Raw genomic sequence first — 26,213 nt, forward strand, 5'->3', positions numbered from 1 at the left:
CGGATCACTCGGCCGCGACGGGCCTCCCGTCGCCGGTCATCGCACCGTCGCGCGGCATGAACGACGCCGCGACCAGCGTCAGCACGGCGACGATCGCCGCGGCGATGAACACCCAGGTCGACGCCGACACGATCGTGGCCGGATCCTGTGGTCCGGCGCCGCGGGCGATCACCGCGTTCGAGATCGCACCGAAGACGGCGACGCCGACCGCACTGCCGGCGGAGCGGGCGAAGGCGTTCATGCCGGTGACAGCACCGCGCTCGCCCCAGCCGACCGATGCCTGTGCGGCGATCAGCGTCGGCGCGGCGCTCCAACCGAGGCCGAAGCCGAGCACGAACGCAATAGCGGCGATCGAGAAGGGATTCGGCCAGCGTGCCACGAGGGCCAGGGCGATCGCGCCGACCGAGGCGATCGAGAGCCCGATCACCGCCGTGCGCCGGAAGCCGATCCGCAGATACAGCCGGCCGACGTTGGCCGCGGCGATAGGCCAGCCCAAAGTCAGCGCGGCGACGGCCAGACCTGACAGCAGCGGAGCGATGCCGATCGATCCCTCAAGGTAGGCCGGCGCGAAGCTCGTCACGCCGATCATCAGCGCGCCGACACCGAGCGAGACCACCGTGGTCGTCAGGATCAGCCGGCGCGAGAACAGCGTGAAGTCGATGATGGGCTCGGCGGCACGGCGCTCCACCAGGGCGAATGCGATCAGCGCGACCGCGCCGAGGCCGAAGCACAGCAGGCTCGGGGCCGAGAACCATGCCCAGGCGTTCCCACCCTCGAGAAGCCCGAGGATCATGCCGGTGAGCCCCACAGTGAGCAGCACAGCGCCGGCGACATCGATGCGGTGCTGACGCTTCTCGGTCTGCTCGTGGTACCGCCGCAGCAGCATCCATCCGGCGAGCGCGCACAGCGGGATGTTCACGAAGAAGATCCACCGCCAGGCGTCCAGTTGGGCGAACAGACCGCCGAGCGCCGGCCCGACGACCGAGGACACGGCCCACACGCTTGCGATGTAGCCCTGCACCTTCGCCCGCTCGGCGACGGTGTAGATGTCTCCGACGATCGTCATCGACATCGGAGCGACCGCGCCCGCACCGAGACCCTGCACGACACGGAACACGATCAGCGCGGTCATGCTCCACGCGAAGCCGCAGAGCACAGACCCCACCAGGAACAGCCCGATGCCGATCATGATGATGGGCTTGCGCCCGATCGTGTCGGCGAACCGCGAGTAGATCGGCACGCTCACCGCCTGGGCGAGCAGGTAGACCGAGAACAGCCAGGGGAACTGCTGATAGCTGCCCAGGTCGCGCACGATGCTGGGCACAGCGGTGGCGAGGATGGTCGCGTCGATCGCGATGAGTCCGGTGGACAGCATCAGGGCGCCGAGGATGGGCCCGCGCTCGGAACGCAGGCCGACCGACGCGCGGTCCGAAGAGACTGTCACCCTGGTGACAAGCGGATGCCGCGGGGCGGTATTCCCGTGCGGCATCCGCTCGACCAGCATCAGCGCGTGCGCACCACCTCGCCGAGCACACGCCCGTCTGCTCCGGACGGGCCGTCCATGCCGAGCAGCGCGGCGATCGTCGGTGCCAGATCGATGTGCCGCGGGTTCTCGGGCGCGACGTGCGAGCGCACGCCGGACCCTGCGATGACGAGCGCGGTGCGCGCCTCGCGGGACGTGCCGTGCAGGCCGGAGACGCCGTCGGACGGGTCGGCGCCCAGGCTCCATCCCTCCTCCGGCTCCACGATCAGCTCACCGTACTTCGGCGACATGTGCATCGCCTCCTGCTCGGCCTTGTCGTAGACCGCCGAGATGTGCGGCAGGGACGAGACCGCGGCTTCGATCCGCGCCGCCGCGTCCGGGTCGTCCGCGGCCTCGCCGACCAGGTGCAGCGATCCGACCCCGCCCACCACGACCACCACGTCGGTGCCCGGCTGCGGCGACTGCCCGGCGTTCAGCATCTCGGCCTGATATCCGGCATCCGAGATCGCGGCGAGGAAGTCGTCGCGCATGCCTTTCGTGAACGTCTCCATGCCGTGGTCGCCGGTCACCACGAACGCCGTGCGCCCGTAGATGCCGGCATCCTTCGTGGCCTGGACGAGCCTTCCGATCTGCGCGTCGACCTCGGCGACGGCGGCGGGCATGTCCGGAGCGCGGTCGCCGTCGGCATGTCCGAGCGCGTCGAGCCGGTCGCAGTACACCGCGATCAGATCGGGGATCCCGTCCATCTGCACGGACTTCCCCGCGCTCATCACCGGTTCGCCGTTGATCACAGCGACGGCGTCGTCAGCGCGCCGCGAGCAGTCGCCGCCGGGCTGGGTGTACAGCCCCTTCGGGTCGCCGAAGGCCGCGCCGTGATTCTGCACGATGAACCACTGGGATGACAGCACGGTGCCACCCTGATCGCGGATCGACTCCGCGATCGTGGGCACCGCCAGATCGCGCTGCTGCCCGACCGCCGCGCCGGCGACGGGGTCGTACCAGTAGGCGGTGTTGCCGTGCGTCGAGGGCCAGGCACCGGTGGCGATCGACGACCAGGACGGGTTGGTGATCGAGGTCATCACCCCGGTGGACGTGCTGAGGCTCCCGTGACCTGCGAGCGCCCGGAGGTTGGGCATCGCACCTCCGTCGAGGTAGTCGACGTCGAGTCCGTCCAGGGCGATCAGCACGACGTGCTCGGCGGGCGCCGGATGGGCCGCCGGCGGCGCACCGGATGCCGGGGTCGCCACCGATACGGCGACTCCCAGCGACGCCAGGGCGCCGCCCGCGATCACAGAGGCGCGGCGGAAGCGGTTCGACGGATGCATGCTCATGGACTCCTCCAGCTGTCTGCGCGAGAGCCGGTCGACAACGACCGGTCTCGAACGACGCTGGCCGCCGGACGACGAGCAGGACAACACTCGCCGCCAACCGTGCAAGGAATCGCCTCTGATGTCGAGTGGGCTGAGAGATTCGGCCATCCTCGGGTGACCGCTTTCTTGCGCGACGCCCGACGCGCATGTCATTCCCTCGCATTCCCGACGGGCGTGCTTGGCGTGCGCCCCGCCTCCCGGTTGGGTGCGTTACAGAGTTCCCTACGAGCAAAGGAGCGGTCATGACGGATGGAACACACGCGCGGATGCCGGAGCGCACCCCCCTGAGCAGACGAGGTTTCCTCGGCCTGTCTGCGGTCGGCCTGGGGGTCGGCCTCTCCGGCGCAGCGCGGGGCCCCTGGCCAGGGGCGGCGGTCGAGACGGCGCGCGCGGCAGACGGCGGTCTGCGCTTCGCGGTCCTCACCGACACGCACGCGAACGAGGAGGAGACGGCACGTCTGGTCAACCTGCGTCGCATCTTCACGGCTATCGAGGCGGAGGACCCGCAGTTCGTGCTGCACTGCGGAGACATCACCGACTACGGCAGCGACGCCGGCTTCGAGACCTACCGCGGGCTGATCCCGGACACGCTGTGGGATCGCATCAGGCACGCACCGGGCAACCACGAGATCCGCTGGGACACCAGCGGCCGCGAGCGCTTCCAGCGCTGGTTCGGTCCGACCAGCTACAGCTTCGACGCCGGGGGCGTCCACTTCATGGCTCTTGATCCCACCCAGCTGCTGCAGGAGCCTGCTCTGTTCGCCGAGGACCTGGAGACGATCCGCGACGACCTCGACGCCGCGGGAGAGACCCCGTCGATCATGTTCCTGCACTACCCCCTCGGCGGGAGCAACTACTACGCGAACGACACCGAGGACTTCCTGCGCGCAATCGATCCGTACCCCGTGCGCGGCATCTTCGCGGGTCACATCCACCGCAACGAGGTGACCGCATTCAACGGGCTCACCCAGGTGGCGGCGATCGCCTCGCGACTCGGCCCGTACTACCTGCGCGTCACCGAGAGCAGCACTCCGCGGGGCCGAGCCCTGGTCGTCGAACAGGTGACGCTCGGCGCGACCGAAGCCGAACAGCCCACGGTGCAGCAGCTGGCGACCATCGCGCTGGACACGGCGGCATCCGGCGCGGAGCGCATGAACGTGGCGGCGCGGTCGTCATCCGCCGCCGTGGCGCTGACCGCCGTGCCCCGCGGACAGGTCGCAGCGGTGGAAGCCCGTGTCTATCCGCAGAGCGTATTCGGTCTCGCCGACACAGGGGCTTGGACACCGCTCACGAAACGGGGAGGTTCCTGGCACGGAGCACTGGATGCGAGCGCGCTCGCGCCCGGCCACCACCGCGTGCAGGTGCGGGCGAAGGACGCCGACGGCGGTCACCGTTACGAGACTGCGGCGATCGAGAAGTCGGGGTCCACTCGCGCCCGGCCGTCCTGGGAGATCGAGGTCGGAGGTCAGTTGCAAGGGGCTCTCGCGGCGCACGGATCGGTCGTGGTGAGCGGGTCGACTTCCGGTCGCGTGGTCGCTGTCGATGCCGCGACCCGCAGGCGACGTCCGCAGACGCTCTGGAGCGCGCAGCTCGGGCCGGTCCATCGCGGCGCCGCGTTCACTTCGGAGGGCGATCTGGTGATCGTTCCCAGCGCCGATCACCGGCTGTACGCCCTGGATGCCCGAACCGGACGCACCCGGTGGACCAGCCGCTTCGACAAGCCCGTGCTCACCACTCCCCTGGTCGCGCCCTCGGACGCCGGCGACCGTATCCTCGTGACCGCCGAGGATCGGCTGCGCTGCCTCGACGCCACCGGCGCCACACTCTGGGAGGCCTCGGTTCCGGTGCGCACGGCCGGCCGCGCGGCATCCGATGGTACGCGCGTGTACGTCGGCGCCGGAGACGGACGCGGGTACGCCTACGATCTGCGCACCGGGAAGACCCTGTGGTCGGTGCTCACCACCGACCGGCCCGACAAGTACCGGCAGCTGATCTACGGACCCTGGGATGACTGGATCGAGGTGTTGCCCGGTGGCGCGGTGCTGTTCAGCACGGTCACCGACGGCATCGCCGTCGACCCGATCACGGGCCAGGAGCTGTGGCGCGCGACCGGCAGTTACATCTTCGCCCCGAGCATCGCCCTCGACGACGGCGGGGTGCTGATGGTGACGGAGTGGGGTGTCGCCACCGTGCTCGACCCGGCGACGGGAGCGGCTCGCTGGAGTTCGCAGGTCGTGCCGCGGGTGGTGAACGCCGGCCCCGTGCTCGATCCGCGTACCGGCACGGCGTGGCTGGTCTCCGTGGGCGGGCTGCTCGCCGCGGTCGACACCTCCGACGGCGCTGTCACGGTCGACCAGCAACTGTTCGCCGCGAACACCTTTTCGACGCCCGTCGTCGTGAACGGGCAGCTGATCGTCGCCGCACAGGACGGTGTCCTCCGCGGGCTGACGATCTGACCTCCGCCTCGCGCCGGTGCTCAGACCACCGGCGCGAGGTCGCGGGCCAGGCCCGCGCGCTTCACGGAATGCAGCGCCACCGCGACATCCGCATGCTGCAGCCCCGGCAGCCCTCCGATCGTCGCGGAGATGAACTCGTACAGCTCGCGATCGGAGGCGAGCGCGACCTCGCCGCAGAGGTTCCTGTCCCCCGTCGTCGCTGCGATCATGAGCATGGACGGATGCTCCGCGAGCATCTCGCCCGCCTTTCCGAGCTGCGTAGGGTTGACGCTCAGCGACACGAACGCATTCACCGGCAGGCCGATGCGCTCCGGCTCGACGACAGTGCGCATCCGCAGCGCGCCGGACGACATCATCGCCTCCGCGCGGCGGCGCACCGTGACAGGGCTGATCTCGCAGAGCCCCGCGAGCTGCTGCCATCCCAGGCGGCCGTCCAGCGCCATCGCCGCGGCGATGCGCTGATCGAGCGGATCGACCTGCACCCGTTCATCGGGCAGCGGATCGCTCCACGGGTCGAGGCGCTGTGCCCGCAGCTGCTCGACGACGTCGCGCGGGAGCAGCTCGGGCAGCCAGCTGTGCGGCGTCGCGAACCGACGCATCACCTGATTGCTCCACACCGCCAGCACCCCGTCCAGTGCCGGCAGCCGCTCGAGCGTGATCGCCAGCAGATGGGCGTTCGACGTGTAGCTGATCTCGGCGATGCAGTCCACGCTGCCGGTGACCAGCTTCACCGAACCGCACTCGGGCCAACTGGCCAGCTGCTGCGCGGAGCGATTCGCATCACCGGGGCGGCAGCGCAGGCGCACGAACAACGAGCGCTCCCTGCCGGTGGCCTCCCTGTCGAGCACGCCGATCACGCGTACCGACCCCTCACGGATCAGACGGGCCACCCGGCGCGATGCGGTCGCCTCCGACGTGAACACGGCTTCGGCGATCTGCGCGTTGGTCGCGCGCGGACTGGCCAGGAGCGCGCCGGTGATGCGTCGGTCGAGATCGTCCACAGCATGCACCATACCCTCATCGATAGCCTCTACAAGGCGGATTTCTTGCATTGATACGTGCGATCTCATTATGATCGCTCGCTTCGCGGGAGGATCGCACCACCGATGGGCATCGACGCCGCATCGGATCTCCCACCCCGGCGCACGGCGCCACGACAAGAGGAGTGATGCACCATGACCCGAACCTCCGCGCAGCGCATCGCGGCGCCGATCGCGGCATTCGCCGCGTTGACCCTCCTCGCCGGTTGCACCGCCGGCGGCGACGGCGACGGATCGACCGAGAAGCCCGACAAGATCGTGTTCTGGACTCCGCAGACGACCCCGGAGCGACTCGCCGCGCAGGAGAAGGTCGCCGAGGGCTTCACCGAGAAGACCGGCATCAAGGTGGATGTCGTGCCGATGGCCGGAGCCGATCAGGATCAGGCACTCGTCACCGGTGCTGCGAGCGGAGATGTGCCCGACGTCATCCTGCACGCGTCGACACAGACCGGCGCCTGGACGTCGCAGGGTCTGCTCGACACCGACGCCGCAGCCGACACGGTCAAATCGCTCGGTCAGGACACGTTCAATCAGAACGCGGTGAAGGCCGTGACGATCGACGACCAGATCTCCGCCGTGCCCAGCGACGGCTGGACTCATGTGGTCGCCTACCGCACCGACCTGCTCGAGAAGGCGGGCGTCGACGTGCCGACAGATGTGACCGAGCTGGCTGACGCCGCCACCACGATCAAGGAGAAGCTCGGTATCACCGGCCTGGCGTTCGGCACCCAGGCCGGTACGGCGTCGGCGACTGAAGGCATCCAGTCTCTGTTCCAGAGCGCCGGCTGCGAACTCGTCACGGACGGCAAGATCACGATCGATTCGGATGCCTGCGATGACGCGGCCGAACAATTCCTGCGGCTGCGCAACTCGTCGACCGCGGGCGACTTCGACGTCACCAGCGCTCGCGCCGCCTACATGAACGGCGACGCGGCCATGCTGCTGTTCTCCACGCACATCCTCGACGAGCTGGCCGGCCTCGACCCGGCCACGCCGGCGACGTGCCCGGAGTGCGCGGCGACCCCGACGTTCCTCTCCGACAACACCAAGTTCATCACCGTGCTCGACGAGGACGAGCCTCGCCAGTACGGCGCGATCCTCGGCTACGGCATCCCCACCGGTGCGCACACCGACGCCGCCCAGCAGTACATCGAGTACGTGCTGGGCGAGGGCTACGAGGACACGCTCGCCGTCGCGACCGAGGGGCGCATCCCGCTGCGCAACGGCACCTCAGACGAGCCGACGGAGTTCCTCGACGCCTGGGGCGGTCTCGGCATCGGCCCGGCCCACGAGAAGACCTCCGCCGAGATCTACGGCGACGACTTCGTCACGGGCATGGCAGACGGCATCAACGCCGTCTACCTGTGGGGCATGGGAACGGACGACGCCACGCTCGCCGGACTCGTCTTCACCCAAGGGGTGCTGTCGAATCAGATCGAACAGCTCTACAACGGCTCGTCGCCCGAGGAGGTCACCGACGCCATGAAGCAGGCGGTCGAGGAGGTCCAGGCAGGCCTGTGACCACCGCATCGCCACGTCTGCGCCGGGGGCGGCCGAACAGCCGCTCCCGGCGGGACAACCGCAACGGCCTGCTGCTGACAGCGCCGACCTTCCTCGTCATCCTGCTGGCCTCGATCATCCCGCTGATCATGGTGATCGTCTTCGCCTTCAGCGAGATCAGGCTGGTCGACATCCCGCGCCTCGGCACCGAGCCGATCGAGTGGTCGCTGGACAACTTCCGGCGGGCACTGAGCAACCCGGCGTTCTGGCGGGCGCTCGGCACGACGCTGCTGTACTCGGTCCTGACCATGGTCGGATCGGTCGGGCTGGGTCTCGCACTCGCTCTTGCGCTGCGGCGCCCGTTCCCCGGACGAGGCATCGTGCGGGCGCTCCTGCTGGTGCCCTATGTGCTCCCGCTGATCGCCGCCGTCACCATCTGGCAGACGATGCTCAACCCCCAGTACGGCATCGTGAACGCGTTCGGCCGCGAGGTGCTCGGCTGGGAGCGCTCGATCGGATTCCTGAACACGGCCTCAGCCGAGGTGTTCGGCATCAGCGTGCCGCTCTCGCTGCTCGTCGTCGTCGCGTTCGAGATCTGGACGTCCGCACCGCTGTCGTTCCTGTTCATCACCGCCCGGTTGCAGGGCGTGTCGCCGAGCATCGAGGAGGCCGCTGCGCTCGACGGCGCCAACGGCAGGCAGATCCTCTGGCGCATCGTGATGCCCCAGTTGAAGGGCGTCATCCTGCTCCTCTGCCTGCTGCGGTTCATCTGGACCTTCCAGAGCTTCAGCGAGGTGTACCTGCTCACGGAAGGCGCCGGCGGCACCCAGCTGATGGCGCTGAAGGTGTACACCGAGCTCGTCACCCGTGCCGACATCGGCAGTGCCGCCGCATATGGCCTGCTCATGTCGGTCGTGCTCATCGCCCTGCTGGCCGTCTACGTCGTGCTCTCACGCAGGAAGGTGGAGACCGAATGACCCGCCGCCGCTCCCCGCTCCGCCCCCGCCCGGCCGCCACCGCCGGCCGGGTCGTCTTCATCGCGCTCGCACTGATCTTCGCGATCGGCCCTGTGCTGTACGGCTTCGTGCTGTCCGTGCGGCCGTACTCCGCGATCGTGCGCGAGCCGCTGAACCTCATCCCCGCGTTGAGCGAGCTGGACTTCTCCGGCTACACCACCGCGATGCTCGATCCGGCGCAGGGAGGCTTCGGCCTCGGCCGGTTCGTGATCAACTCGCTGCTGGTCGGGCTCGGCACGGTCGCGCTGTCCATCCTGGTGTCGATCCTGGGCGCGTACGCCGCCGCACGGCTGCGCTATCGCGGTCGCGGCGGTGTGAACGCGATCATCCTCGGGGTGTACCTGTTCCCCGGGATCGTGCTCTCGGTGCCGCTGTTCGTGCTGCTCGCGAAGGCGGGGCTGACAGGTTCGCTCGTCGGTCTGTTCCTGGTCTACGTGGCCGCGACCGTCCCGGTGTCGATCTACATGCTGCGGAACTACTTCCAGGCGCTCCCCGAGAGCGTCGAGGAGGCCGCGATCGTCGACGGCGCCTCACTGCCGCAGATGCTGCGCAGCGTCGTGCTGCCGATCGCACTGCCCGGCGTCGTCGCCACAGCCATCTACGTCTTCATGATCGCGTGGAACGAGTACTTCTACGCGCTGCTGTTCCTCGTGCAGGACCGCGCGCTGTGGACTGCGCCACTCGGCATCTCGCAGCTGGCCGACTTCAACGTGCCGGTGACCGTGCTGCTGTCGGGCGCGATCGCCGTGACCGTCCCGATCGTCATCCTCTTCTTCCTCGCGCAGCGCTACCTCGTCGAGGGACTGACGGCAGGAGCCGAGAAATGAGCGCATCCGCGCATCCGCAGCGCATCGTCGTGATCGGCGCGGGCGGCCGAGGCCGCGACGCCTACGGCCGGTGGGCGATCGAGCACCCCGACCGCGCGCGCGTGGTCGCCGTGGCCGACCCCGACGCCGCCCGCCGCACCGCTCTGGCGAATGCAGCCGGCGGAGCGGCCGAGTACGACGACTGGGAGGGAGCGGTCGCCGATCTCGCAGCGCTGAAGGCGGATGCGGTGATCATCGCCGTTCCGGATGCGCTGCACGTCGACGTGGCGATCGCGGTCGCCGATGCAGGACTCCCCTTCCTTCTGGAGAAGCCGGCCGCGCCGACCATCGCCGAGCTGCAGCGACTCGCCCGCCACGCCAGGGACAGGTCGTCGGCGCTCGCCATCGGACATGTGCTGCGCTTCACCCCGTTCTGGCGCACGGTGAAGCGGATCGTGGACTCTGGTGCGATCGGCCGCGCCATGACGATCGAGATCCGCGAGAACATCGGCTTCTGGCATTTCGTGCACTCCTATGTGCGCGGCAACTGGCGCCGCAGCGAGACATCCGGAGCGATGGTGCTGACGAAGACCTCGCATGACCTCGACCTGATCCGCTGGCTCGCAGGGCGAGCCCCCGAGTCGGTGTACAGCATCGGTGAACTGACCTGGTTCCGCCCGGAGAACGCCCCCGCAGGTGCCCCGGAGTTCTGCGTGCAGGGCTGCCCGGTGGCCGACAGCTGTCCGTTCTTCGCACCGCGCTACTACGTGGACGCGCTCGCCGATGTCACAGGGCATCCGGTGCACCTGCTCGGTGCCGACTCCTCGCCGGCGGGGCGGATGGCGGCGCTGCGCTCAGGAGAGTACGGACGCTGCGTGTACCGCAGCGACAACGACGTGGCCGATCACCAGCAGACCACGATGATGTTCCCGGGCGGCCTCACGGCCACCCTGACGGCGTCGGCGTTCACGGCCGAGAACACCCGCAACGTGACGATCACGGGATCGGCGGGGCAGCTGTCCGGCCACATGGAGAGCGGCGAGATCGTCGTCGATCTGTTCTCCCCGGAGGCCTCCCTGCCCGATCATCTGCCCCTGGTGGCTCACGAGATCAGCAGGAAGGCGCCGATGGGGCATGAGAGGCACACGCTCCGGGTGGCGATCCCGAACCCCGATCTCGGCGACCATGCCGGACACGGCGGCGGCGATGCCGGTCTGATGTCGGAGTTCGTCGAGGCGGTGCGGAACGGGACTGTCGGAACCGGTGAGCTGTCATTCGAGACGGCACTGGACAGCCACCTGATGGCGTTCAGCGCCGAGGAGTCCCGGCTTTCGGGGCACCCGATCGACTTCGCCGGATGGTCGGCCCGGCTCGATGTGCCGGTCGCGGAGCCGAGCGCATGAACGACGGCACGACGGAGGCCGCCCTGCGCGGACTCGTGCGCAGGATCGGCGGGGACGCTGATCGACTGCGGATTCAGATCGATGAGATCGATGAGCCCGGTGCCTCTGCGGCCTACGAGGCGAGCGACGGGATGCTCACCCTGTCCGGATCCGACCCGACGGCTGCGGCGAGCGCACTGGCCCGGTACCTGCAGGGACAGGGCCGGCGTGTCACCTGGGAGTCATCGGTCATCGACACCGCCCCTTGGGCCGATGCCCCGATGACCCGGATCCGGACACCATTCACGATCCGCTATCACCTGAACGTCGTGACGCACGGATACTCGACGCCGTTCTGGGACTGGCCGAGGTGGGAGCGGGAGCTCGACTGGATGGCGCTGCATGGCGTGACGCATCCGCTCGTCCTCACCGGCTATGAGGCCGTCCTCGCCGAAACGCTGCGCCGCGCCGGAGTCGCCCCCGCCGACGTGCGTGCGTGGATCGGGAGCGCCGCGCACATCCCCTGGATGTCGATGGGCGGCATGCACGACTTCGGCGGGCCGCTGCCGGAGCGCTGGGAGGAGAAGCGCCTCGCGCTGGCGCGCCGGATCCTGACCAGGGCGCGAGCGCTCGGTATGACGCCGGTGCTGCCGCTGCCCGGCGGGCATGTGCCCTCGTCGCTTGCCGGGGAGGACGCTGCGGAGATCGAGTGGCAGGGCTGGCGGACGCCGATGCTCGACCCGGCATCCGACGAGTACGCCCGGTTCCTCGGCCTCTTCCTCGAGGTGCAGCGCGAGCTGCTCGGCGATCCCGGCGACGCCCCGGTGTTCGCCGTTGACCCCTACATCGAGTCGCTGCCGCCGTCGGGCGACCTCGCCGCCCTCGCAGGCGCCGGCGCCGGGGTGCACCGCGCCGTCGCCGCCGTGCACCCACGGGCGACCTGGCTGCTCCAGGGCTGGCCGTTCCATTACCATCGTCAGTTCTGGACGCGGGAGAGGGTGGCGGCCTACCTGTCGCAGATCCCGCACGAGAGTCTGCTGCTGATCGACCTGTGGGGCGAGCACGCGCCGATGTGGCGCGACGGGATGCACGGGCGTCGGTGGATCTGGACCGCGGTGCACAACTTCGGCGGCCGGTTCGCGCTCTTCGGCGACCTCCGCGGCCTGGCACGCGACATCGCAGAACTCGCCTCGCTGCAGCCGGAGGGCCTGGAGGGCATCGGCGTCGCTCCCGAGGCAATCGAGAACAACACGGTGTTCTACGAGGCCGCCGCCGACCTGACCTGGGAGTCGATCGACATCGACGCCTGGCTGCCGCGGTTCGCGCACCAGAGGTACGGCACCGAGGAGTACGGCGCGGCCGAGGCCTGGCAGCTGCTCGGCGACACCCTGTACGCACCGGGGCGCACCAGATCGATCCCCTCGCCGGTGATCGCCCGGCCCTGGAGTGCGGCCGCTCCCTTCGCAGGGCAGCGCCTCGCAGGCGAGGCCCTGCCTCCCGCGTCGACGCGGATGTCCGCCAACATCGACGCGGAGAACGACCCCGCCGTCCTCGAGGAGCTCCCGGCGATCGCCGAAGCGGGGCGCCTGCTGATCGGACTGCGCGACAGCGCCACACAGCGGGAGGCCCTGGAGCGTGACGTCACGGAACTCGCCGGACACGTGCTCGCGCAGAGCATGCGCCACCGCATCCGCGGCATCCTGGCCGCCTTCGCCGCAGCGGATGCGTCGGCGTTGCGGGCGCAGGGCGAGGCCCTGCGCGACGACCTCCTCGCGCTCGACGAGCTCGCCGCAACGCGGAAGGACTCCCGCGTGTCGACGTGGATCGCCGCAGCGAGATCGTGGGGCGACACCCCGGCGGAACGAGACGTCATGGAACGTGACGCACGAAGCCTGCTCTCGGTGTGGGGCCATCAGACGAGCGGACTGCATGACTACTCCGGACGGCACTGGTCAGGGCTGATTCGCGATCTCTACCTGCCACGCTGGACAGCATGGGTCGAGTGGCTCGCCGCCGCCGTGGACAGCGGGGACGAGCCGGACGAGGACGCCCTGCGCCGCACGATCGTGAAGATCGAAGAGGCATGGCGCGACGCGCGAGGCAGCGAGGACGCCTCCGAGCGGGACCCGCTCGACGCCGCCGCCCGAGCGCTGACGCACGCCGGTATGTGAGCGTCGCTCCCACGGCACCCAGGTCACGACTGGATATCTGTTCGCTCGCGGGCACGGGTGCAGAGGGATGCTGGATGCCGGGAGGCCGCCATGAGAAGCATCCGCTTGGTCGTCGCGGGAACCGTGCTGGCAGCGCTCGCCCTCAGCGGGTGCACGGCGGAGCAACCGGCGAACCCGGTCGTGCTGGAGACGCCGAAGGCCACGGTGATGACGCTCGCGCAGGGACTCGAATCGCCCTGGTCGGTGGTGCGTCTGGACGACGGCAGCGCACTGATCTCGCAGCGCGACGACGGGAAGATCATCGAGGTGTCGCCGCTGGGGCAGCAGCGCGTCGCCGGCACCGTGCCGGGCGTGGTCTCCGGCGGCGAGGCGGGTCTGAACGGCCTGGCGGTGCGCGACGGGGTGCTGTACGCCTACCACGCGACCGCGGATGACAACCGGGTGGTGCGGATGCGGATCACCGGTGAGCCTGGCGCGCGAGGGCTCGACGAACCCGAGACGGTGTTCGACGGGATCCCGCGAGCCGCGAACCACGACGGCGGCCGGATCGCGTTCGGCCCGGACGGGATGCTGTACATCGGCACCGGGGATGCCGGACAGCGCGAACGCGCGCAGGACCCGGACTACCTCGGCGGCAAGATCCTGCGGATCACTCCCGATGGGGATCCAGCGCCGGGCAACCCCTTCGGCAACGCGGTGTACTCGCTCGGACATCGCAACGTGCAGGGAATCGCCTGGGATGCCGACGGCACGATGTGGGCGAGCGAGTTCGGACAGAACACCTGGGACGAGCTCAACCGCATCGAACAGGGCAAGAACTACGGGTGGCCGCTGCACGAGGGCATCGCGCGCGCGGACGGGTTCGTCGACCCGGTGGTGCAGTGGTCTCCTGAGGAGGCCAGTCCCAGCGGGATCGCCGTCATCGACGGCACCGTCCTCGTCGCGGGGCTGCGCGGCGAGAGGCTGTGGGTCGTGCCGGCGGGTGGGCAGGGCGAGGCGTCCTCGACGCTCCCCGGCGACTACGGTCGCCTGCGCGATGTGGTCGCCGGTCCGGATGGCATGGTCTGGCTGCTCACGAACAACACTGACGGGCGTGGAAGCCCTCGTGACGGCGACGACAGGCTGCTGCAGCTGCGATTCGCCGGGGTGACGAAGAGTCAGGGAGCGGGGGTCTCCGGCTTCGACGGGTCCGCCTCGGAGCCGTCGGCGTTGCGCAGCGGGCCGGATGCCGGCTCGTCCGGCGTCTCGGGGTCGTACAGCACCGGGGTGTCGTGACGCTTGACGACGTCGGCGGGGTCGACCGCGAGCATGAGCAGCGCGATGCCGAGCAGCGTCACGATGAACGCGCCCCCGGCCACGACCAGACCGAGCGTGATCGGCGGCATCCCCTCATAGGTGCCCTGCGAGATCGCGCGGTTCACGCGATCGGTGAACGCCCCGGTGGAGACCATGGTGACGATACCGGCGAACACGCCGGCGACGAGCGCGATGCCCACCAGCTGCATCGGCTTCATGATCTCGCGACGGGTCGGCTTGTGGTCGGTCATGACACTCCTCCGCGATCGGCCTCGGTGACGGAGGCCGGGGTCTCGGCATCCGCGGGGCGCGGTGTGAGCCCGGCGATGCCGAGCAGCACCGCGACGATGGCGGCGTAGCCGCCGAACAGCCCGACGCCGATGATGATGCCGGTGAGCTGGAAGGTTCCGGCTTCGGCGATGGTGTAGCTCTGCAGGAACCCCGCGGGGATGATCAGCAGCAGCATGCCGAGCAGGATGCCCAGGCCGCCGGTGATGATCTGGTCGCGGGCGCCGTCGTATCCCTTGAGCCGGAAGCCGGCGCCGAGCTCGAACGCGCCGGTGATCAGCGCCCACGAGATGAGTACGACGAAGAACATGTCGTCGCTGCGAATCGACGGGATGCCGGCGGCCATGCCGGCGATGAAGTCGAAGGCGCCGACGGTGAGGACCCACCAGCGCTTGCCCTCGGGGTAGACCAGCCCGGCGGCGAGGACGAGCACGAGGGAGGAGGAGATCGCGAAGCCCGAGAAGATCGCGAGGCCGACCTGTGCGGAGTGGTCGTTCGAGAACGTCACCATGAGAGCCGCGACCGCCGCGAGAGCGGCACGGAACAGCTGCAGGTGACGCACTCCGAACGTGCGCGTAGGGGCGGGCATGACGGTCCTCCGAAAGTCCTTACCAGTCTACGCCGCGGACCCTATGGGCCAGCCCGGCCCGGATGCCGGACCCCGGCACCCGCTTTTCGCATCGCAGGGCTTCTGCTCAGAGCGGAAAACGTGGAGCCCGGCGAGGTCGGCGTCGTACCGTGAGGCATGGCCGAGATCGTCCCGTTCCCCCAGCCCCGCGCACCGCGCGATCCGGAGCCGCTCTGGCGGCAGCTCGTCGGCGCGGAGCTGCGCCGACGACGGCATGAGCGCGGCGACACGCTCACCGAGACGGCGGATGCCGCAGGCATCTCCCCGCAGTACCTGTCCGAGATCGAGCGCGGGATGAAGGATCCGTCCAGCGAGATGATGGCGGCCGTCGCCGGCGCCCTCGACCTCAGCCTGCTCGATCTCACCAGCGCTGTCGCCGAGGGGCTGGCCCCCGTCGCTGCACCGGCTCGACAGCAACCCAGCGCCTTCGCCCTCGCGGCCTGAGCCGCGGCATCCGAACACTTGCAGACGGCGGACGATCCGACGGACGGCGGAGCCACACGCGGCGTGTCCGCCGCCGCCTGCAGATCGATCCGCCACCTGCAAGACCCGCCGCAGTCCCGGCATCCGAGCTCACCTGAAACGCGGCATCCCAACACTTGCAGACGGCGGACGATCCGACGGACGGCGGAGCCGCACGCGTCGTGTCCGCCGCCGCCTGCAGATCGATCCGCCACGTGCAAGACATCTACCGCGGGCCGAGCACCTGGTCGATGAGGCCGTACTCGATCGCGGCTGCGGCGGTGAGCACCCGGTCGCGGTCGGTGTCGGCGCGCAGCTCAGCGACGGTGCGGCCGGTGTGCTCGGCGAGGACGGTCTCCATCTCGCTGCGCACCCGCACCACCTCGTCGGCCGCGAGGATCAGGTCGGGCACCGCGCCCCGGGTCTGCGCGGCGGGCTGATGCAGCACCATCCGCGCGTGCGGTAGCGCCGAGCGCAATCCGGGCGCCCCGGCGGCGAGCAGGATCGCACCGGGGCCGATCGCCTGGCCGACGCAGGTCGTCGAGACCCGCGGCCGGATGTGCTGCATGGTGTCGTAGATCGCCAGCGCCGCACTCGGATCGCCGCCCGCGCAGTTGATCGTGAACTGCACGTCGGTGTCGGGCGATGCCGAATCCAGATGCAGCAGCTGCGCGATGATCGTGTTCGCGACGCCGGCGTCGATCTCGGTGCCGAGGTAGACGATCCGCTCGGCGAGCAGGTTCGAGTAGACGTCCATGATCCGGTCGCCGCGGGGGTTCTGGGAGATCACGTTGGGGATCGTGTAGCCGCTCATGCCGCCACCTCCGCCCCAAGCCCGATCCGTGACCGCTTGCGCGGGTAGACGTCGCCGACGGATGCCACGATGTCGTCGATGAATCCGTACTCCAGGGCTTCGTCGACGGTGTACCAGTGGTCGTGCAGCGAGTCCTCGAACACCCTCTCCACCGGTTGGCCTGTGTCGTCCGAGATGATCCCCAGCACGGTGTCGCGCATGTGCCGCAGGTCGTCGGCCTGCACCTCGATCTCGACGGCGGAGCCGCCGATGCCGGAGGATCCCTGATGCAGCAGGATGCGGGCGTGCGGAAGCGCCTTGCGCTTGCCTTTCGTGCCTGCCGAGAGCAGGAACTGCCCGGCGCTGCAGGCGAGCCCGAGGGCGACGGTCGAGACGTCGTTCGGGATGGTGCGCATGATGTCGCGGATCGCGAGCATCGACGGCACCGAGCCGCCGGGCGAGTGGATCCACAGCGCGATGTCGGTCACGGGGTCCTCTGCGGCGAGCGCGAGGAACTGGGTCATCAGCAGGGCGCCGTTGTCGTCGTCGAGCACGCCATCGAGCACGAGGACGCGCTCGTGATACAGCGCCCGGCGGGCATCCGGCCCGAACTGCGGTACTGCTTTCTCATCGGTCATGAGTTCAGCATGCGTCGCGACCGCTGCCCCCGGCACTCGAATCCGCCTTCAGCAGATCTGCCCCCAGCAGATCCACGAAGAACTGCTCCGGTCGCTCGGATGACCAGTGCGAAAGTACGCACACTGTGCATCTGAGCGACCGGAGCAGTCGGGGGAAGGGAACGTCAGCCTGCGGCGAGCACCCGCTTGTGACTGATGCGATGGCCGATCCAGAAGCCGATCGCGATGAGGCCGGCCAGCGCGATCAGCAGCATCCAGGGCAGCATCGACGGAGCCGCACCCGCTGTCGCGGAAGCCAGCGTGCCGGAGCCCGCTGCGATCTTGCCATTGCCCTCGGCGAGGGCCACGGCGCCGGCCTCGAGCTTGTCCCCACCACTGACCAGCTTCTCGGTTCCGTCTGCGAGAGCAGTCGCGCCCTCGGACAATTCGCCGAGACCGGTGGACAGCGAGGTCGCTCCCGACTGCAGCGTCGCGGTTCCCTCTGCCAGCGAGGTCGCACCGGTGTCGAGGCGAGTAGCTCCGGAATCCAGACGGATGGTGCCGGCGTGCAGCGATGTGGCACCGGCCGACAGCGTCTCGAGGCCGCCGGCGAGCTTCGTCGACCCGGCGCTCAGCCTGCTGGTCCCGGCCTCGAGCTCGCCGAGCTTGCCGGCGAGCCTCGTGGCGCCGGCGGACAGGTCGCTGGTACCGGACTCCAGTCGCAGGAGGCCGGCGGTGACCGCGGTGGATCCGTCGAACACCTGCGTCGTGCCGGACTCCAGCTCGACGAGGCCGCCCGCCAAGTCGGTCGCACCGGCGGACAGCAGCGACGTGCCCTCTGCGAGCGGGACGAGACCCGCGGAGAGCTTCTGCGCACCGGCCGCGACCTGTGCGGCCCCGCCCGCGAGCAGCGGCGCCTTCTCGGCGAGCTTCGCCGCCCCCGCCGACACCTTCGCGGTGCCTTCGGTGCGCAGCGTCTGCAGTCCCGTGGTCACCTGCGAGGCTCCCGCCGCGACCTGGGCCGTGCCCTCTTTGAGGGTCTGCACCCCCGCCGCGAAGGCGGATGCGCCGGTCTTCGCATCGGCCAGGACGACCGTGCCCGGCCATCCCTGAGCGGCGTCGCCGTTCACGAGGACGTTCGAGCCTGCCGCGACCGACTGCGCACCGGCGGCGGCCTGCAGGGTGCCCTGGGCCAGCCGCGGTGCGGCCGCGGCTGCGCCGGCGATGCCGTCCACCTGCTGGTCCAGACCGGCGGCCAGCGCCGCGAGGTTCTGCAGCTGAGCGTTGGCCGGGTCGGCGGCGGCGAGCTGGGCGAGCGCATCGGCGAGCTTCTGCGAGTTGCCGGGTGCGCCCTGCGCGGCACCCGTGATGGCCGCTCCGTTGTCGGCCAGGGCCTGCAGCTGCGGAGTGACGGCCGCACCCAGTGCGGAGCTGAGCGCGTCGGCGCCCGCCTTCACCTTGCCGGCGATCTGGTGCGCGCCGTCGACCCCGGCGGCGAGGGACTTCGCCCCGGCGACAAGCTGCGCGGCACCGCTGTCGAGCGTCGCGGCACCTCCGGCGAGATCGGATGCTCCGGCGATGGCCTGCTGGGCTCCGAGGTCGACGGACTTCGCGCCGGCGGCCACCTGCTGCACGCCTTCATCAAGAGCGGTCGCACCGGCTGCGGCCGACTGCGCGCCGGTCGCCAGCTCCTCCGCTCCGCCGGCCGCCTGCTGCGCACCGGCTGCCGCCAGGGCCATCTTCTCGGCGAGGGTGGTCGCACCGGATCGAGCCACCTCGGCTCCGGCATCCACGAGGAACGCGCCGAGGCGCAGGGTCTGCGATCCCGCCACGAGCTCTTCTGCGCCGGCATCCACTGTGGCGTTACCTCCGCGCAGAGTCTGAGCGCCGGCCACGAGCTTCTCCGCACCGTCATCCGCCCTGGCCGCACCGGCCTGCAGGTCCTGCGCGCCGCTCAGTGCGGTCTGCGCGCCGGCGTCCAGCCGGCTTGCGCCGTCGGCGGCGCTCGATGCACCCGTGGCGAGGCTGCTTGCGCCCTCCGACAGCGTGGTCGCTCCAGCCGCGGCCCTGGTTGCACCGGCTGCGAGCTTCGATGCGCCCGCTTCGGCGGAGGAAGCGCCGTCGGCGAGCGCTCCGGCGCCGGAGGCGAGCTCCCCGGTGCCGTCGGAGAGCGTGGTGGCGCCCGCGGCGACCTGGGTCGAGCCGTCCTTGGCCGTGGTCGTGCCGCCGGCGAGCTCTGCGGCGCCGGCCGCGATCTTGCCGGTGGTGAGGAAGAACAGGATCACCATCGCGGCCAGCAGGATGCTGAGCACGATCACGGCGATGCGCATGCCAAGTCCATGCGCGTGGGGCTGTGCACTCGTCATTGAGAAACTCCTGGAGGGAAGGGGCGTCGTTGCCTCGGGCGATCGTATGGGCGCCGCTCGCACCTCCCCCGACCTTTGCCGCCTGGAACCAAGTTCCGCAGAGTGCGGACTTCAGTTCCTTGTAGAGACGCCACAAATGCTGTTGACCGCGAGTCAACAAAGATTTCGGGAGCAAGATGGAACACGACGAAGGAGTCCCGATGAGCACACGCCCCGCCACCTCTGCCACCGCCGCCGTCCGCGAGATGCGCGACTTCCTGTTCCAGCACGGCACGGACTACGAAGGCGCACGCGCCGGCTTCCGCTGGCCCGACCCCGCGGAGTTCAACTTCGCGCTGGAGTGGTTCGACGTGATCGCGACGGAGAACCCCGAGCGCCCTGCCGTGCAGATCGTCTCCGCCGACCTCAGCAGCAGGAGCTGGACCTACGGCGAGCTCTCGCGCCGCTCGGATCAGGTCGCGAACTGGCTGCGCAGCAGCGGCATCCGTCGCGGCGACCACATCATCGTGATGCTCGGCAACACCATCGAGCTGTGGGAGACCATGCTCGCGATCACGAAGATCGGCGCGGTCGCCATCCCCACCTCCACGCTGCTCAGCGCAGACGACCTCGCCTACCGGGCGGCCCACGGCCGCGCCCGCGCCGTGGTCACCACCCCCGACCTCGAGGGCCGGCTCTCCGGCATCCCGGACGATGTCCTGCGGATCGGCGTCGGCGCCGCGGTGCCGGACGGCTGGCTCGCGTTCGCCGACGCGTCCGCGGCATCCGACGATTTCGAGCCGGATGCCGCGACCCCGGCATCCGACACCTGCCTGCTGTACTTCACGTCCGGCACGACCAGCCGGCCGAAGCTCGTGCAGCACACGCACGCCTCCTACCCGATCGGGCACCTGTCGACCATGTGGTGGCTGGGAGTGCGCCCGGACGACGTGCACCTGAACATCTCCTCCCCCGGCTGGGCGAAGCACGCCTGGTCGAACTTCTACTCTCCGTTCCTCGCCGAGGCGACCGTGTTCGTGTTCAACTACGACCGGTTCGACGCCGACACCCTGATGCAGGTGATGGACACGCACCACGTCAGCTCCTTCTGCGCGCCGCCGACGGTGTGGCGGATGCTGATCCAGGCCGACCTCTCGCGCCTGACCCACCCTCCGCGCGAGCTGGTCGGCGCCGGCGAGCCGCTGAACCCCGAGGTGATCAGCCGGGTGCGGGATGCCTGGGGCGGCACGATCCGCGACGGCTACGGCCAGACCGAGATGACCTGCTGCGTGGGCAACTCCCCCGGCCAGCCCGTCAAGGACGGCTCGATGGGGCGCCCGACACCGGGCTACCCGGTGGTGCTCGTCGACCCGGCGACCGGAGAGGTCGCCGAGCGCGAAGGCGAGATCTGCCTCGACCTGTCGCAAGCGCCGCTGGGCCTCATGACCGGCTACTACGAGGATCCCGAGAAGACCGCCGAATCGCGCGAGGGCGGCTACCACCACACCGGCGACATCGCCGTGCGCGACGAGGACGGCTACCTCACCTACATCGGCCGCGCGGACGACGTGTTCAAGGCCTCGGACTACAAGGTCTCGCCGTTCGAGCTCGAGTCCGTGCTGCTCGAGCATGACGACGTCGTCGAGGCGGCGGTCGTGCCCAGCCCCGACCCGACCCGCCTCGCCGTGCCGAAGGCCTACGTGTGTCTGACGGCCGCGGCGCAGGAGGATCCCGTGGCCGCGGCATCCGCGATCTTCGCGTACTCGCGCGAGCGGCTGTCCTCGCACCTCTGGGTGCGGATCATCGAGTTCGTGCCGGAGTTGCCGAAGACGATCTCGGGCAAGATCCGCCGCGTCGAGCTGCGTGCCCGCGAGGCGGAGCGCGTCGCGGCCGGGGATCCCGCCGGCCAGCACCACGACCGAGACCACCGCTGACGAGCTCGGCGCGATCGCTCCCCCAGCCGGATGCCGCCCTGCGCAGCATCCGGGTCGCAGAATGTGTCGGAATGGCGACCGAGCAGCGACGAGAATTGCGACCTGGATGAGGCGCGCGTGCTGATTCCGACGAGAACTGCGACCTGAAGAGCCTCACATGACATCCACCCGACTCCGCTTCCTGCGCCTGCGCCCGCAGGAGCTCGCCCTCATCGCCATTACTGCGGTGTGGGGCGGAACCTTCCTGCTCGTGCACTGGGCCGTCGAGCACGCGGGGCCCTGGTTCTTCGTCGGCATCCGGTTCCTGGTCGCCGCGGCGATCAGCGCCGCGATCTTCCGGCGCGCGCTGCGCGGCATCCGCTGGATCGACGTCGGCGCAGGAGCCGCGATCGGGGTGATGATCTACGGCGGCTACGGTCTGCAGACCTTCGGCCTGCAGACGATCGAGTCGAGCACGTCAGCGTTCATCACCGCGCTGTACGTGCCGCTCGTGCCGCTGCTGCAATGGGCGGTGTTCCGGCACCGCCCACCGGCGATGGCGTTCGTCGGAGCGGGACTCGCATTCGCGGGACTCGTCCTCATCGCCGGCCCCGACGCCTTCTCGCTCACGCTGGGCGCGGGCGAGATCGCGACCATGATCAGCACCCTGCCGATCGCCGGCGAGATCATCCTGATCAGCGTGTTCGCGAGCCGCATCGACCTGGGTCGCATCACGGTCGTGCAGCTGCTCACCGCCGGGCTGCTGGGACTCGCGACCATGCCGATCGTGGGCGAGGCACTGCCGTCGTTCTCGTGGATCTGGCTGGGCGCGGCGCTCGGTCTCGGCGCGGCGAGCTGCGTCATCCAGCTGACGATGAACTGGGCGCAGAAGCAGGTCTCACCCACGCGCGCCACGATCATCTACGCCGGCGAACCGGTGTGGGCGGCCGTGGTCGGACGGCTCGCCGGAGAACGCCTGCCTCTGACCGCGCTCATCGGCGGGGCGCTGGTCGTGCTCGGCACGCTCGCCAGCGAGATCCGGATCGTGCGGCGTCGCAGCGCTTCGACAGGCTCAGCGACCCAGCGCTGACTGCCGGGTCAGGATGCGACGGCGGGAACCGAAGAGGTCTGCACGCCGACGGCCCGGGGCTTCGCGACCGGGGCGGGCGCGGCGTCGACCTCTGCCTCGACCGTCTCAGCGACCGGCATCCGCGCCGGAGCCGAGAGCATCACGGCGTGGACGATCCCTCCGAGCACGAGCGCGACGACCAGCGCAGCACCCGACACGATCACCGGAGCCCACACGCTGGCGAAGGATGCCGCCAGGCTGAGCAGCATTCCGACGATCCAGACGCCCAGGGCGCCGCCGAAGACGCCCGCGGCGCCGCTGGCGAGTGCAACGCCCGCGACGATCGCGCAGATCACGGCCAGAACGGCTCCGCCGATCCCGATCGGCACGAAAATCGATGCCAGTGTGTGTGAAACGGCCAACGACGACATAACACGACCCCCCGTGTCCTCGTGCGCACCCCCGTGCGCCTCTGGTATAAAGCGTACGCATTTCGCGGCGCGTGCGGCATCCTCCTTCAGAACGATTCGATATCAGTCCCGAGAACGATGCGTGTCGGGTCAGTTACGGGTGCGTGCCCTCCGGCGCTTCGGCTTCGCCGTGACCACGGGGATGGATCCGGTGACCACCATGTCCACCGCGTTGGCGGCCTCGTGCGGGCCGACGACGGCCAGCGCCGACGTCTCGGTGGCGAACTCCGGGTTGACCGGAAGGGCCTTCAGACGGCGGTGCGCGCTGATGTACGCCGGCACGAGGATCACGACCGCGCCGAGCCAGGCGAGCGGGTCGCTCAGCGCGACGCCGATGAAGCCCCACAGCTGACCCAGCACGATCGCCGCGACCACTCGCATGACCAGCTCGAGCACTCCGGTGACCGTCGGGATGAGCGCCTGGCCTAGGCCCTGCAGCGCACCGCGCAGCACGAACAGCACGCCGAGGATCGAGTAGGAGACGCCGTTGACGACAAGCATGAGGTGCGCCATCCGGACCACCTCCTCGGAGCCCTCCCCGACGAACACCCGCACCACCGGCTCGCCGAAGGCGATCAGGATCGCGCCGAGGACGACGGAGGCGCCGATGGACATCCAGATCGCCTGGGTCACGCCACGGCGGATGCGGTCGGGCCGGCGCGCGCCGAGGTTCTGCGCGACGTACATCGAGGTGGCCAGTCCCAGTGATGCCAGCAGGGCGCTGGCCAGGCTGCCGATCCGGGCGAACACGGTGTACGCGGCGACGGCATCAGGGCCGATGGTGTTCAGTGCGACCTGCACGATGAGCAGGCCGATCGCGATGATCGACGCCTGGAAGCCCATCGGCAGGCCGAGTCGCAGGTGCTCCTTGGCATCCGCCTTCCTGATCCGCCAGTCCGCGCGGTGGACGTGCAGCGCGGGGAGCCGGCGGCGAGCGTACTCGAGACAGGCCAGCACCGAGATCGCCTGGGCGACCGCGGTCGCCCAGGCCGCGCCGGCGACACCCCAGCCCAGCGTGCCGACCATGAGGATGACCAGGCCCACGTTCAGCGCGCACGAGACGATGAGGAAGATGAGCGGGGTGCGGGAGTCGCCGATGGCGCGGATTATGGCCGACAGGTAGTTGAAGAACATCACCGCGCTGCCGGTGAGCAGCGTGACCTGGGTGAACACCGTCGCCTCGGCGAGCAGCTCGGGCGGCGTCTGCATCAGCACCAGCAGGGGTTCGGCGATCAGCGGACCCGCGATCGTGAGCAGGATGCTCGCCGCCGCCGTGAGCAGCGTGCCCGTCGCCACCGATCGGCGGACGCCGGCATGATCCTTGGCGCCGAACGCCTGGGCCGTCGGAATCGCGAAGCCGCTCGACATGCCCCAGGCGAAGCCCATCAGCAGGAAGATCAGGCTGCCCGTCGCCCCCACTGCTGCGAGCGAGTTCACCCCGAGATGCCGGCCGACGACGACGGCGTCCGTGAACTGGTACAGCTGCTGCACGACGTTGCCGATCAGCAGGGGCACGGAGAAGGCCAGGATGACGCGCCAGGGGCGTCCCGTGGTGAGGGTGGTGGACATGCGGGATCCAGGAGGAGAGGGAGGCGGGCTGCGGGGACGGATGCCGGAAGACGACACCGGCACCGCGAAAAGGGTCACGGCGCCGGTGAAACGATTGTATCGAATCGATTCGGGGAATCGCCAGGGGTACGGGCAGGATCACCGCCTAGCGAGCGGATGGCGGGCGGTCAACCCGGTGTGCTCCTGAACGCCACCCTCCTAACGTCGCCGACGACACAGAGGACGAGACGACGAGCAGGAGGAGAACGCCATGAACGACCAGCAGCGTGGCGGGGTGCGCATCGATGACCTGGAGTTCGTGCTGCACCGGCCGGACACGTGGACGACGGTGTACATCGACGGCCCTGCAGGAGAACCGCCTGGCACGGTCGAGCAGCGGATGGATGCTCTGGAACGGCGCCTGGAGGACGCCGGTGCGCCGGAGGCCGACAGGAGGGTGATCGCCTCGGCGCTCGGCACGGACGGCGACACGCCCGCCTTCCCCTCGTCGCGGTGGCTCGCGGTGCGGGACGGACGGGTGGAGGCGGCGGCCTCGTTCACCGGAGCGCGCCTCGGTCCTGAGCGGGTGGTGCAGGGCGCCTTCCCCGAGGTCGCCCCGCTGCTGCGGCACCTGTCCACCGAGCGTCGCATCCTCATCATCGAGACCGAGCGGGCCGGTGCGCGCCTGAGCACCGAGCAGGTCGGCCGCGCAGACCGCCGCACCGCGGAGGTCGTCGACGGCGAGACGGCCCAGATCACGAAGGTGCAGGCCGGCGGCTGGTCGCACGCCGGCTACCAGCGGCACGCTGAGGAGGTGTGGCGGCGCAACCAGTCAGAGGTGGCCGACGCCGCGAACCAGTTGATCGAGGAGCGCCGCCCCGACCGCATCTTCGTGACGGGCGATGTACGGGCGCGCACGATGCTGATCGGCGACCTTCACGTGACCGATCCGGAGCGCATCGTCGAGGTCGACGCCGACACCCTGGCGGCGGGCTCCGACGACACGGCGCTGGATCGCGCGATCGACGAGAGCGTGGCCGATGCGGGCCGGCAGCTGATAGTCGATGCACGCGATCGCAGCGCCGCCGGTGGCGGCCGGGACGGCGCCACCGGCGTCGCCGAGGTCGTCGAGGCGCTGCAGCAGGGGCGGGTGGAGGTCATGGTCCTTGATCCCCGCATGACGGAATCCGGGACCGAGCTGATCGCGCTGACCTCCGAGCCGTGGATCGCCCTCTCGAGCGCGGAGGACTTCGATGTGGAGGGCACACGTGTGGCCTCCACGGAGGCGCTCGCCCGCGCCGCCATCATGACCGGCGCGCGGGTGCTGTTCGATGAGGAGGATCTGGCGGATGCCGAGGAGCGGCCGGACCGGACCGCCGCACCGCCGATCGCCGTCCTGCGCTGGCCGCGCACCGACCAGGAGGTGGCTGCGCGCGCCCAGCAGGGCCACCCGTCGCAGGCGGAGGGCGAGGATCCCGAGGAGGAGCACGGGCGCGACCCGGACACCGAAGGGCATCCGTCGCAGGCCGAGGGCGAGGATCCGGACGACCGGTGAGGTCG

General features: G+C 70.0%; 21 protein-coding genes. 11 read left to right on the plus strand and 10 right to left on the minus strand.

The window, feature by feature from the left end; translation table 11 throughout:
- Nucleotides 1-4: 4 nt before the first annotated feature.
- Both GON06_RS17510 and GON06_RS17515 read right to left on the minus strand, forming a co-directional pair.
- Nucleotides 5-1,444 carry an MFS transporter gene (locus GON06_RS17510; protein ID WP_332837684.1) on the minus strand — a complete coding sequence of 480 codons (1,440 nt, stop codon included), beginning with the start codon at nucleotides 1,442-1,444 and terminating at the stop codon, nucleotides 5-7.
- Nucleotides 1,445-1,503: 59 nt separating this feature from the next.
- Nucleotides 1,504-2,814 (minus strand): alkaline phosphatase family protein, encoded by a 1,311-nt coding sequence (locus GON06_RS17515; protein WP_157313566.1) that lies wholly within the window; start codon nucleotides 2,812-2,814, stop codon nucleotides 1,504-1,506.
- A gap of 281 nt (nucleotides 2,815-3,095) precedes the next feature.
- Here GON06_RS17515 and GON06_RS17520 point away from each other — a divergent pair, with 281 nt between their 5' ends.
- Entirely contained in the window at nucleotides 3,096-5,309 is a 2,214-nt protein-coding gene (locus tag GON06_RS17520; RefSeq protein ID WP_198346749.1) for an outer membrane protein assembly factor BamB family protein, read from the plus strand.
- 20 nt (nucleotides 5,310-5,329) lie between these two features.
- Here GON06_RS17520 and GON06_RS17525 read toward each other — a convergent pair whose 3' ends face one another.
- Nucleotides 5,330-6,310, minus strand: coding sequence for an Lrp/AsnC family transcriptional regulator (locus tag GON06_RS17525; protein ID WP_198346750.1), 981 nt, complete (start codon nucleotides 6,308-6,310; stop codon nucleotides 5,330-5,332).
- A 174-nt stretch (nucleotides 6,311-6,484) separates the two neighbouring features.
- On the opposite strand from GON06_RS17525, the gene GON06_RS17530 reads away from it, so the two are divergent.
- The 6 genes from GON06_RS17530 to GON06_RS17555 all read left to right on the plus strand — a co-directional run bounded on the left by GON06_RS17530 (nucleotide 6,485) and on the right by GON06_RS17555 (nucleotide 14,499).
- The gene (locus GON06_RS17530) at nucleotides 6,485-7,870 is read left to right on the plus strand and encodes an ABC transporter substrate-binding protein (protein WP_157313569.1); all 1,386 of its coding nucleotides are present in this window, start codon (nucleotides 6,485-6,487) and stop codon (nucleotides 7,868-7,870) included.
- Nucleotides 7,867-8,826 carry a carbohydrate ABC transporter permease gene (locus GON06_RS17535; RefSeq protein ID WP_332837685.1) on the plus strand — a complete coding sequence of 320 codons (960 nt, stop codon included), beginning with the start codon at nucleotides 7,867-7,869 and terminating at the stop codon, nucleotides 8,824-8,826. The genes GON06_RS17530 and GON06_RS17535 overlap by 4 nt, the downstream gene beginning before the upstream one ends.
- On the plus strand, nucleotides 8,823-9,692 hold the full coding sequence (locus GON06_RS17540) for a carbohydrate ABC transporter permease (RefSeq protein WP_157313570.1): 870 nt from the start codon (nucleotides 8,823-8,825) through the stop codon (nucleotides 9,690-9,692). The genes GON06_RS17535 and GON06_RS17540 overlap by 4 nt, the downstream gene beginning before the upstream one ends.
- On the plus strand, nucleotides 9,689-11,074 hold the full coding sequence (locus GON06_RS17545; RefSeq protein ID WP_157313572.1) for a Gfo/Idh/MocA family protein: 1,386 nt from the start codon (nucleotides 9,689-9,691) through the stop codon (nucleotides 11,072-11,074). The genes GON06_RS17540 and GON06_RS17545 overlap by 4 nt, the downstream gene beginning before the upstream one ends.
- Nucleotides 11,071-13,224 carry an alpha-N-acetylglucosaminidase gene (locus GON06_RS17550; protein WP_198346751.1) on the plus strand — a complete coding sequence of 718 codons (2,154 nt, stop codon included), beginning with the start codon at nucleotides 11,071-11,073 and terminating at the stop codon, nucleotides 13,222-13,224. The genes GON06_RS17545 and GON06_RS17550 overlap by 4 nt, the downstream gene beginning before the upstream one ends.
- A 90-nt stretch (nucleotides 13,225-13,314) precedes the next feature.
- A complete protein-coding gene (locus GON06_RS17555) occupies nucleotides 13,315-14,499 on the plus strand; it encodes a PQQ-dependent sugar dehydrogenase (RefSeq protein WP_157313576.1) in 1,185 nt (394 codons plus the stop codon).
- Here the strand turns inward: GON06_RS17555 and GON06_RS17560 are convergent.
- Entirely contained in the window at nucleotides 14,382-14,771 is a 390-nt protein-coding gene (locus tag GON06_RS17560; protein ID WP_198346752.1) for a hypothetical protein, read from the minus strand. The two genes, GON06_RS17555 and GON06_RS17560, sit on opposite strands and share 118 nt — an antisense overlap.
- The gene (locus GON06_RS17565; protein ID WP_157313578.1) at nucleotides 14,768-15,397 is read right to left on the minus strand and encodes an acyl-CoA synthetase; all 630 of its coding nucleotides are present in this window, start codon (nucleotides 15,395-15,397) and stop codon (nucleotides 14,768-14,770) included. Before GON06_RS17565 ends, GON06_RS17560 begins: the two co-directional genes overlap by 4 nt.
- A 156-nt stretch (nucleotides 15,398-15,553) precedes the next feature.
- On the opposite strand from GON06_RS17565, the gene GON06_RS17570 reads away from it, so the two are divergent.
- Entirely contained in the window at nucleotides 15,554-15,880 is a 327-nt protein-coding gene (locus tag GON06_RS17570; RefSeq protein WP_157313580.1) for a helix-turn-helix domain-containing protein, read from the plus strand.
- A 244-nt stretch (nucleotides 15,881-16,124) separates the two neighbouring features.
- Here GON06_RS17570 and GON06_RS17575 read toward each other — a convergent pair whose 3' ends face one another.
- The 3 genes from GON06_RS17575 to GON06_RS17585 form a co-directional block, all read right to left on the minus strand.
- Nucleotides 16,125-16,712 carry a ClpP family protease gene (locus tag GON06_RS17575; RefSeq protein ID WP_157313582.1) on the minus strand — a complete coding sequence of 196 codons (588 nt, stop codon included), beginning with the start codon at nucleotides 16,710-16,712 and terminating at the stop codon, nucleotides 16,125-16,127.
- Entirely contained in the window at nucleotides 16,709-17,329 is a 621-nt protein-coding gene (locus GON06_RS17580) for a ClpP family protease (RefSeq protein ID WP_157313584.1), read from the minus strand. Before GON06_RS17580 ends, GON06_RS17575 begins: the two co-directional genes overlap by 4 nt.
- 164 nt (nucleotides 17,330-17,493) lie before the next feature.
- The gene (locus GON06_RS17585; protein WP_198346753.1) at nucleotides 17,494-19,638 is read right to left on the minus strand and encodes a hypothetical protein; all 2,145 of its coding nucleotides are present in this window, start codon (nucleotides 19,636-19,638) and stop codon (nucleotides 17,494-17,496) included.
- 236 nt (nucleotides 19,639-19,874) lie between these two features.
- On the opposite strand from GON06_RS17585, the gene GON06_RS17590 reads away from it, so the two are divergent.
- Both GON06_RS17590 and GON06_RS17595 read left to right on the plus strand, forming a co-directional pair.
- Nucleotides 19,875-21,587, plus strand: coding sequence for an AMP-binding protein (locus GON06_RS17590; protein ID WP_157313587.1), 1,713 nt, complete (start codon nucleotides 19,875-19,877; stop codon nucleotides 21,585-21,587).
- A 157-nt stretch (nucleotides 21,588-21,744) separates the two neighbouring features.
- The gene (locus GON06_RS17595; RefSeq protein ID WP_157313589.1) at nucleotides 21,745-22,656 is read left to right on the plus strand and encodes a DMT family transporter; all 912 of its coding nucleotides are present in this window, start codon (nucleotides 21,745-21,747) and stop codon (nucleotides 22,654-22,656) included.
- A gap of 8 nt (nucleotides 22,657-22,664) precedes the next feature.
- Here GON06_RS17595 and GON06_RS17600 read toward each other — a convergent pair whose 3' ends face one another.
- The gene (locus GON06_RS17600; protein ID WP_157313591.1) at nucleotides 22,665-23,024 is read right to left on the minus strand and encodes a hypothetical protein; all 360 of its coding nucleotides are present in this window, start codon (nucleotides 23,022-23,024) and stop codon (nucleotides 22,665-22,667) included.
- A gap of 171 nt (nucleotides 23,025-23,195) precedes the next feature.
- Nucleotides 23,196-24,674, minus strand: a complete 1,479-nt coding sequence (locus tag GON06_RS17605; RefSeq protein ID WP_157313592.1) for an MATE family efflux transporter — start codon at nucleotides 24,672-24,674, stop codon at nucleotides 23,196-23,198.
- Nucleotides 24,675-24,924: 250 nt separating this feature from the next.
- Here GON06_RS17605 and GON06_RS17610 point away from each other — a divergent pair, with 250 nt between their 5' ends.
- Nucleotides 24,925-26,208 (plus strand): baeRF2 domain-containing protein, encoded by a 1,284-nt coding sequence (locus GON06_RS17610; protein ID WP_157313594.1) that lies wholly within the window; start codon nucleotides 24,925-24,927, stop codon nucleotides 26,206-26,208.
- Nucleotides 26,209-26,213 lie beyond the last annotated feature (5 nt).

The sequence above is a fragment of the Microbacterium sp. MAH-37 genome, from assembly GCF_009758255.1.
In the GTDB taxonomy this organism is placed as follows: Bacteria; Actinomycetota; Actinomycetes; order Actinomycetales; family Microbacteriaceae; genus Microbacterium.

What these genes read in the sequence shown, in the direction of transcription:
- GON06_RS17530 (WP_157313569.1), top strand. Translation starts at nt 6,485, where the DNA reads ATGACCCGAACCTCCGCGCAGCGCATCGCGGCGCCGATCGCGGCATTC.
- GON06_RS17605 (WP_157313592.1), bottom strand. Translation starts at nt 24,674, where the DNA reads ATGTCCACCACCCTCACCACGGGACGCCCCTGGCGCGTCATCCTGGCC.
- GON06_RS17545 (WP_157313572.1), top strand. Translation starts at nt 9,689, where the DNA reads ATGAGCGCATCCGCGCATCCGCAGCGCATCGTCGTGATCGGCGCGGGC.
- GON06_RS17580 (WP_157313584.1), bottom strand. Translation starts at nt 17,329, where the DNA reads ATGACCGATGAGAAAGCAGTACCGCAGTTCGGGCCGGATGCCCGCCGG.
- GON06_RS17575 (WP_157313582.1), bottom strand. Translation starts at nt 16,712, where the DNA reads ATGAGCGGCTACACGATCCCCAACGTGATCTCCCAGAACCCCCGCGGC.
- GON06_RS17515 (WP_157313566.1), bottom strand. Translation starts at nt 2,814, where the DNA reads ATGAGCATGCATCCGTCGAACCGCTTCCGCCGCGCCTCTGTGATCGCG.
- GON06_RS17590 (WP_157313587.1), top strand. Translation starts at nt 19,875, where the DNA reads ATGAGCACACGCCCCGCCACCTCTGCCACCGCCGCCGTCCGCGAGATG.
- GON06_RS17555 (WP_157313576.1), top strand. Translation starts at nt 13,315, where the DNA reads ATGAGAAGCATCCGCTTGGTCGTCGCGGGAACCGTGCTGGCAGCGCTC.
- GON06_RS17550 (WP_198346751.1), top strand. Translation starts at nt 11,071, where the DNA reads ATGAACGACGGCACGACGGAGGCCGCCCTGCGCGGACTCGTGCGCAGG.
- GON06_RS17560 (WP_198346752.1), bottom strand. Translation starts at nt 14,771, where the DNA reads ATGACCGACCACAAGCCGACCCGTCGCGAGATCATGAAGCCGATGCAG.
- GON06_RS17595 (WP_157313589.1), top strand. Translation starts at nt 21,745, where the DNA reads ATGACATCCACCCGACTCCGCTTCCTGCGCCTGCGCCCGCAGGAGCTC.
- GON06_RS17570 (WP_157313580.1), top strand. Translation starts at nt 15,554, where the DNA reads ATGGCCGAGATCGTCCCGTTCCCCCAGCCCCGCGCACCGCGCGATCCG.
- GON06_RS17585 (WP_198346753.1), bottom strand. Translation starts at nt 19,638, where the DNA reads ATGCGCATCGCCGTGATCGTGCTCAGCATCCTGCTGGCCGCGATGGTG.
- GON06_RS17610 (WP_157313594.1), top strand. Translation starts at nt 24,925, where the DNA reads ATGAACGACCAGCAGCGTGGCGGGGTGCGCATCGATGACCTGGAGTTC.
- GON06_RS17565 (WP_157313578.1), bottom strand. Translation starts at nt 15,397, where the DNA reads ATGCCCGCCCCTACGCGCACGTTCGGAGTGCGTCACCTGCAGCTGTTC.
- GON06_RS17540 (WP_157313570.1), top strand. Translation starts at nt 8,823, where the DNA reads ATGACCCGCCGCCGCTCCCCGCTCCGCCCCCGCCCGGCCGCCACCGCC.
- GON06_RS17520 (WP_198346749.1), top strand. Translation starts at nt 3,096, where the DNA reads ATGACGGATGGAACACACGCGCGGATGCCGGAGCGCACCCCCCTGAGC.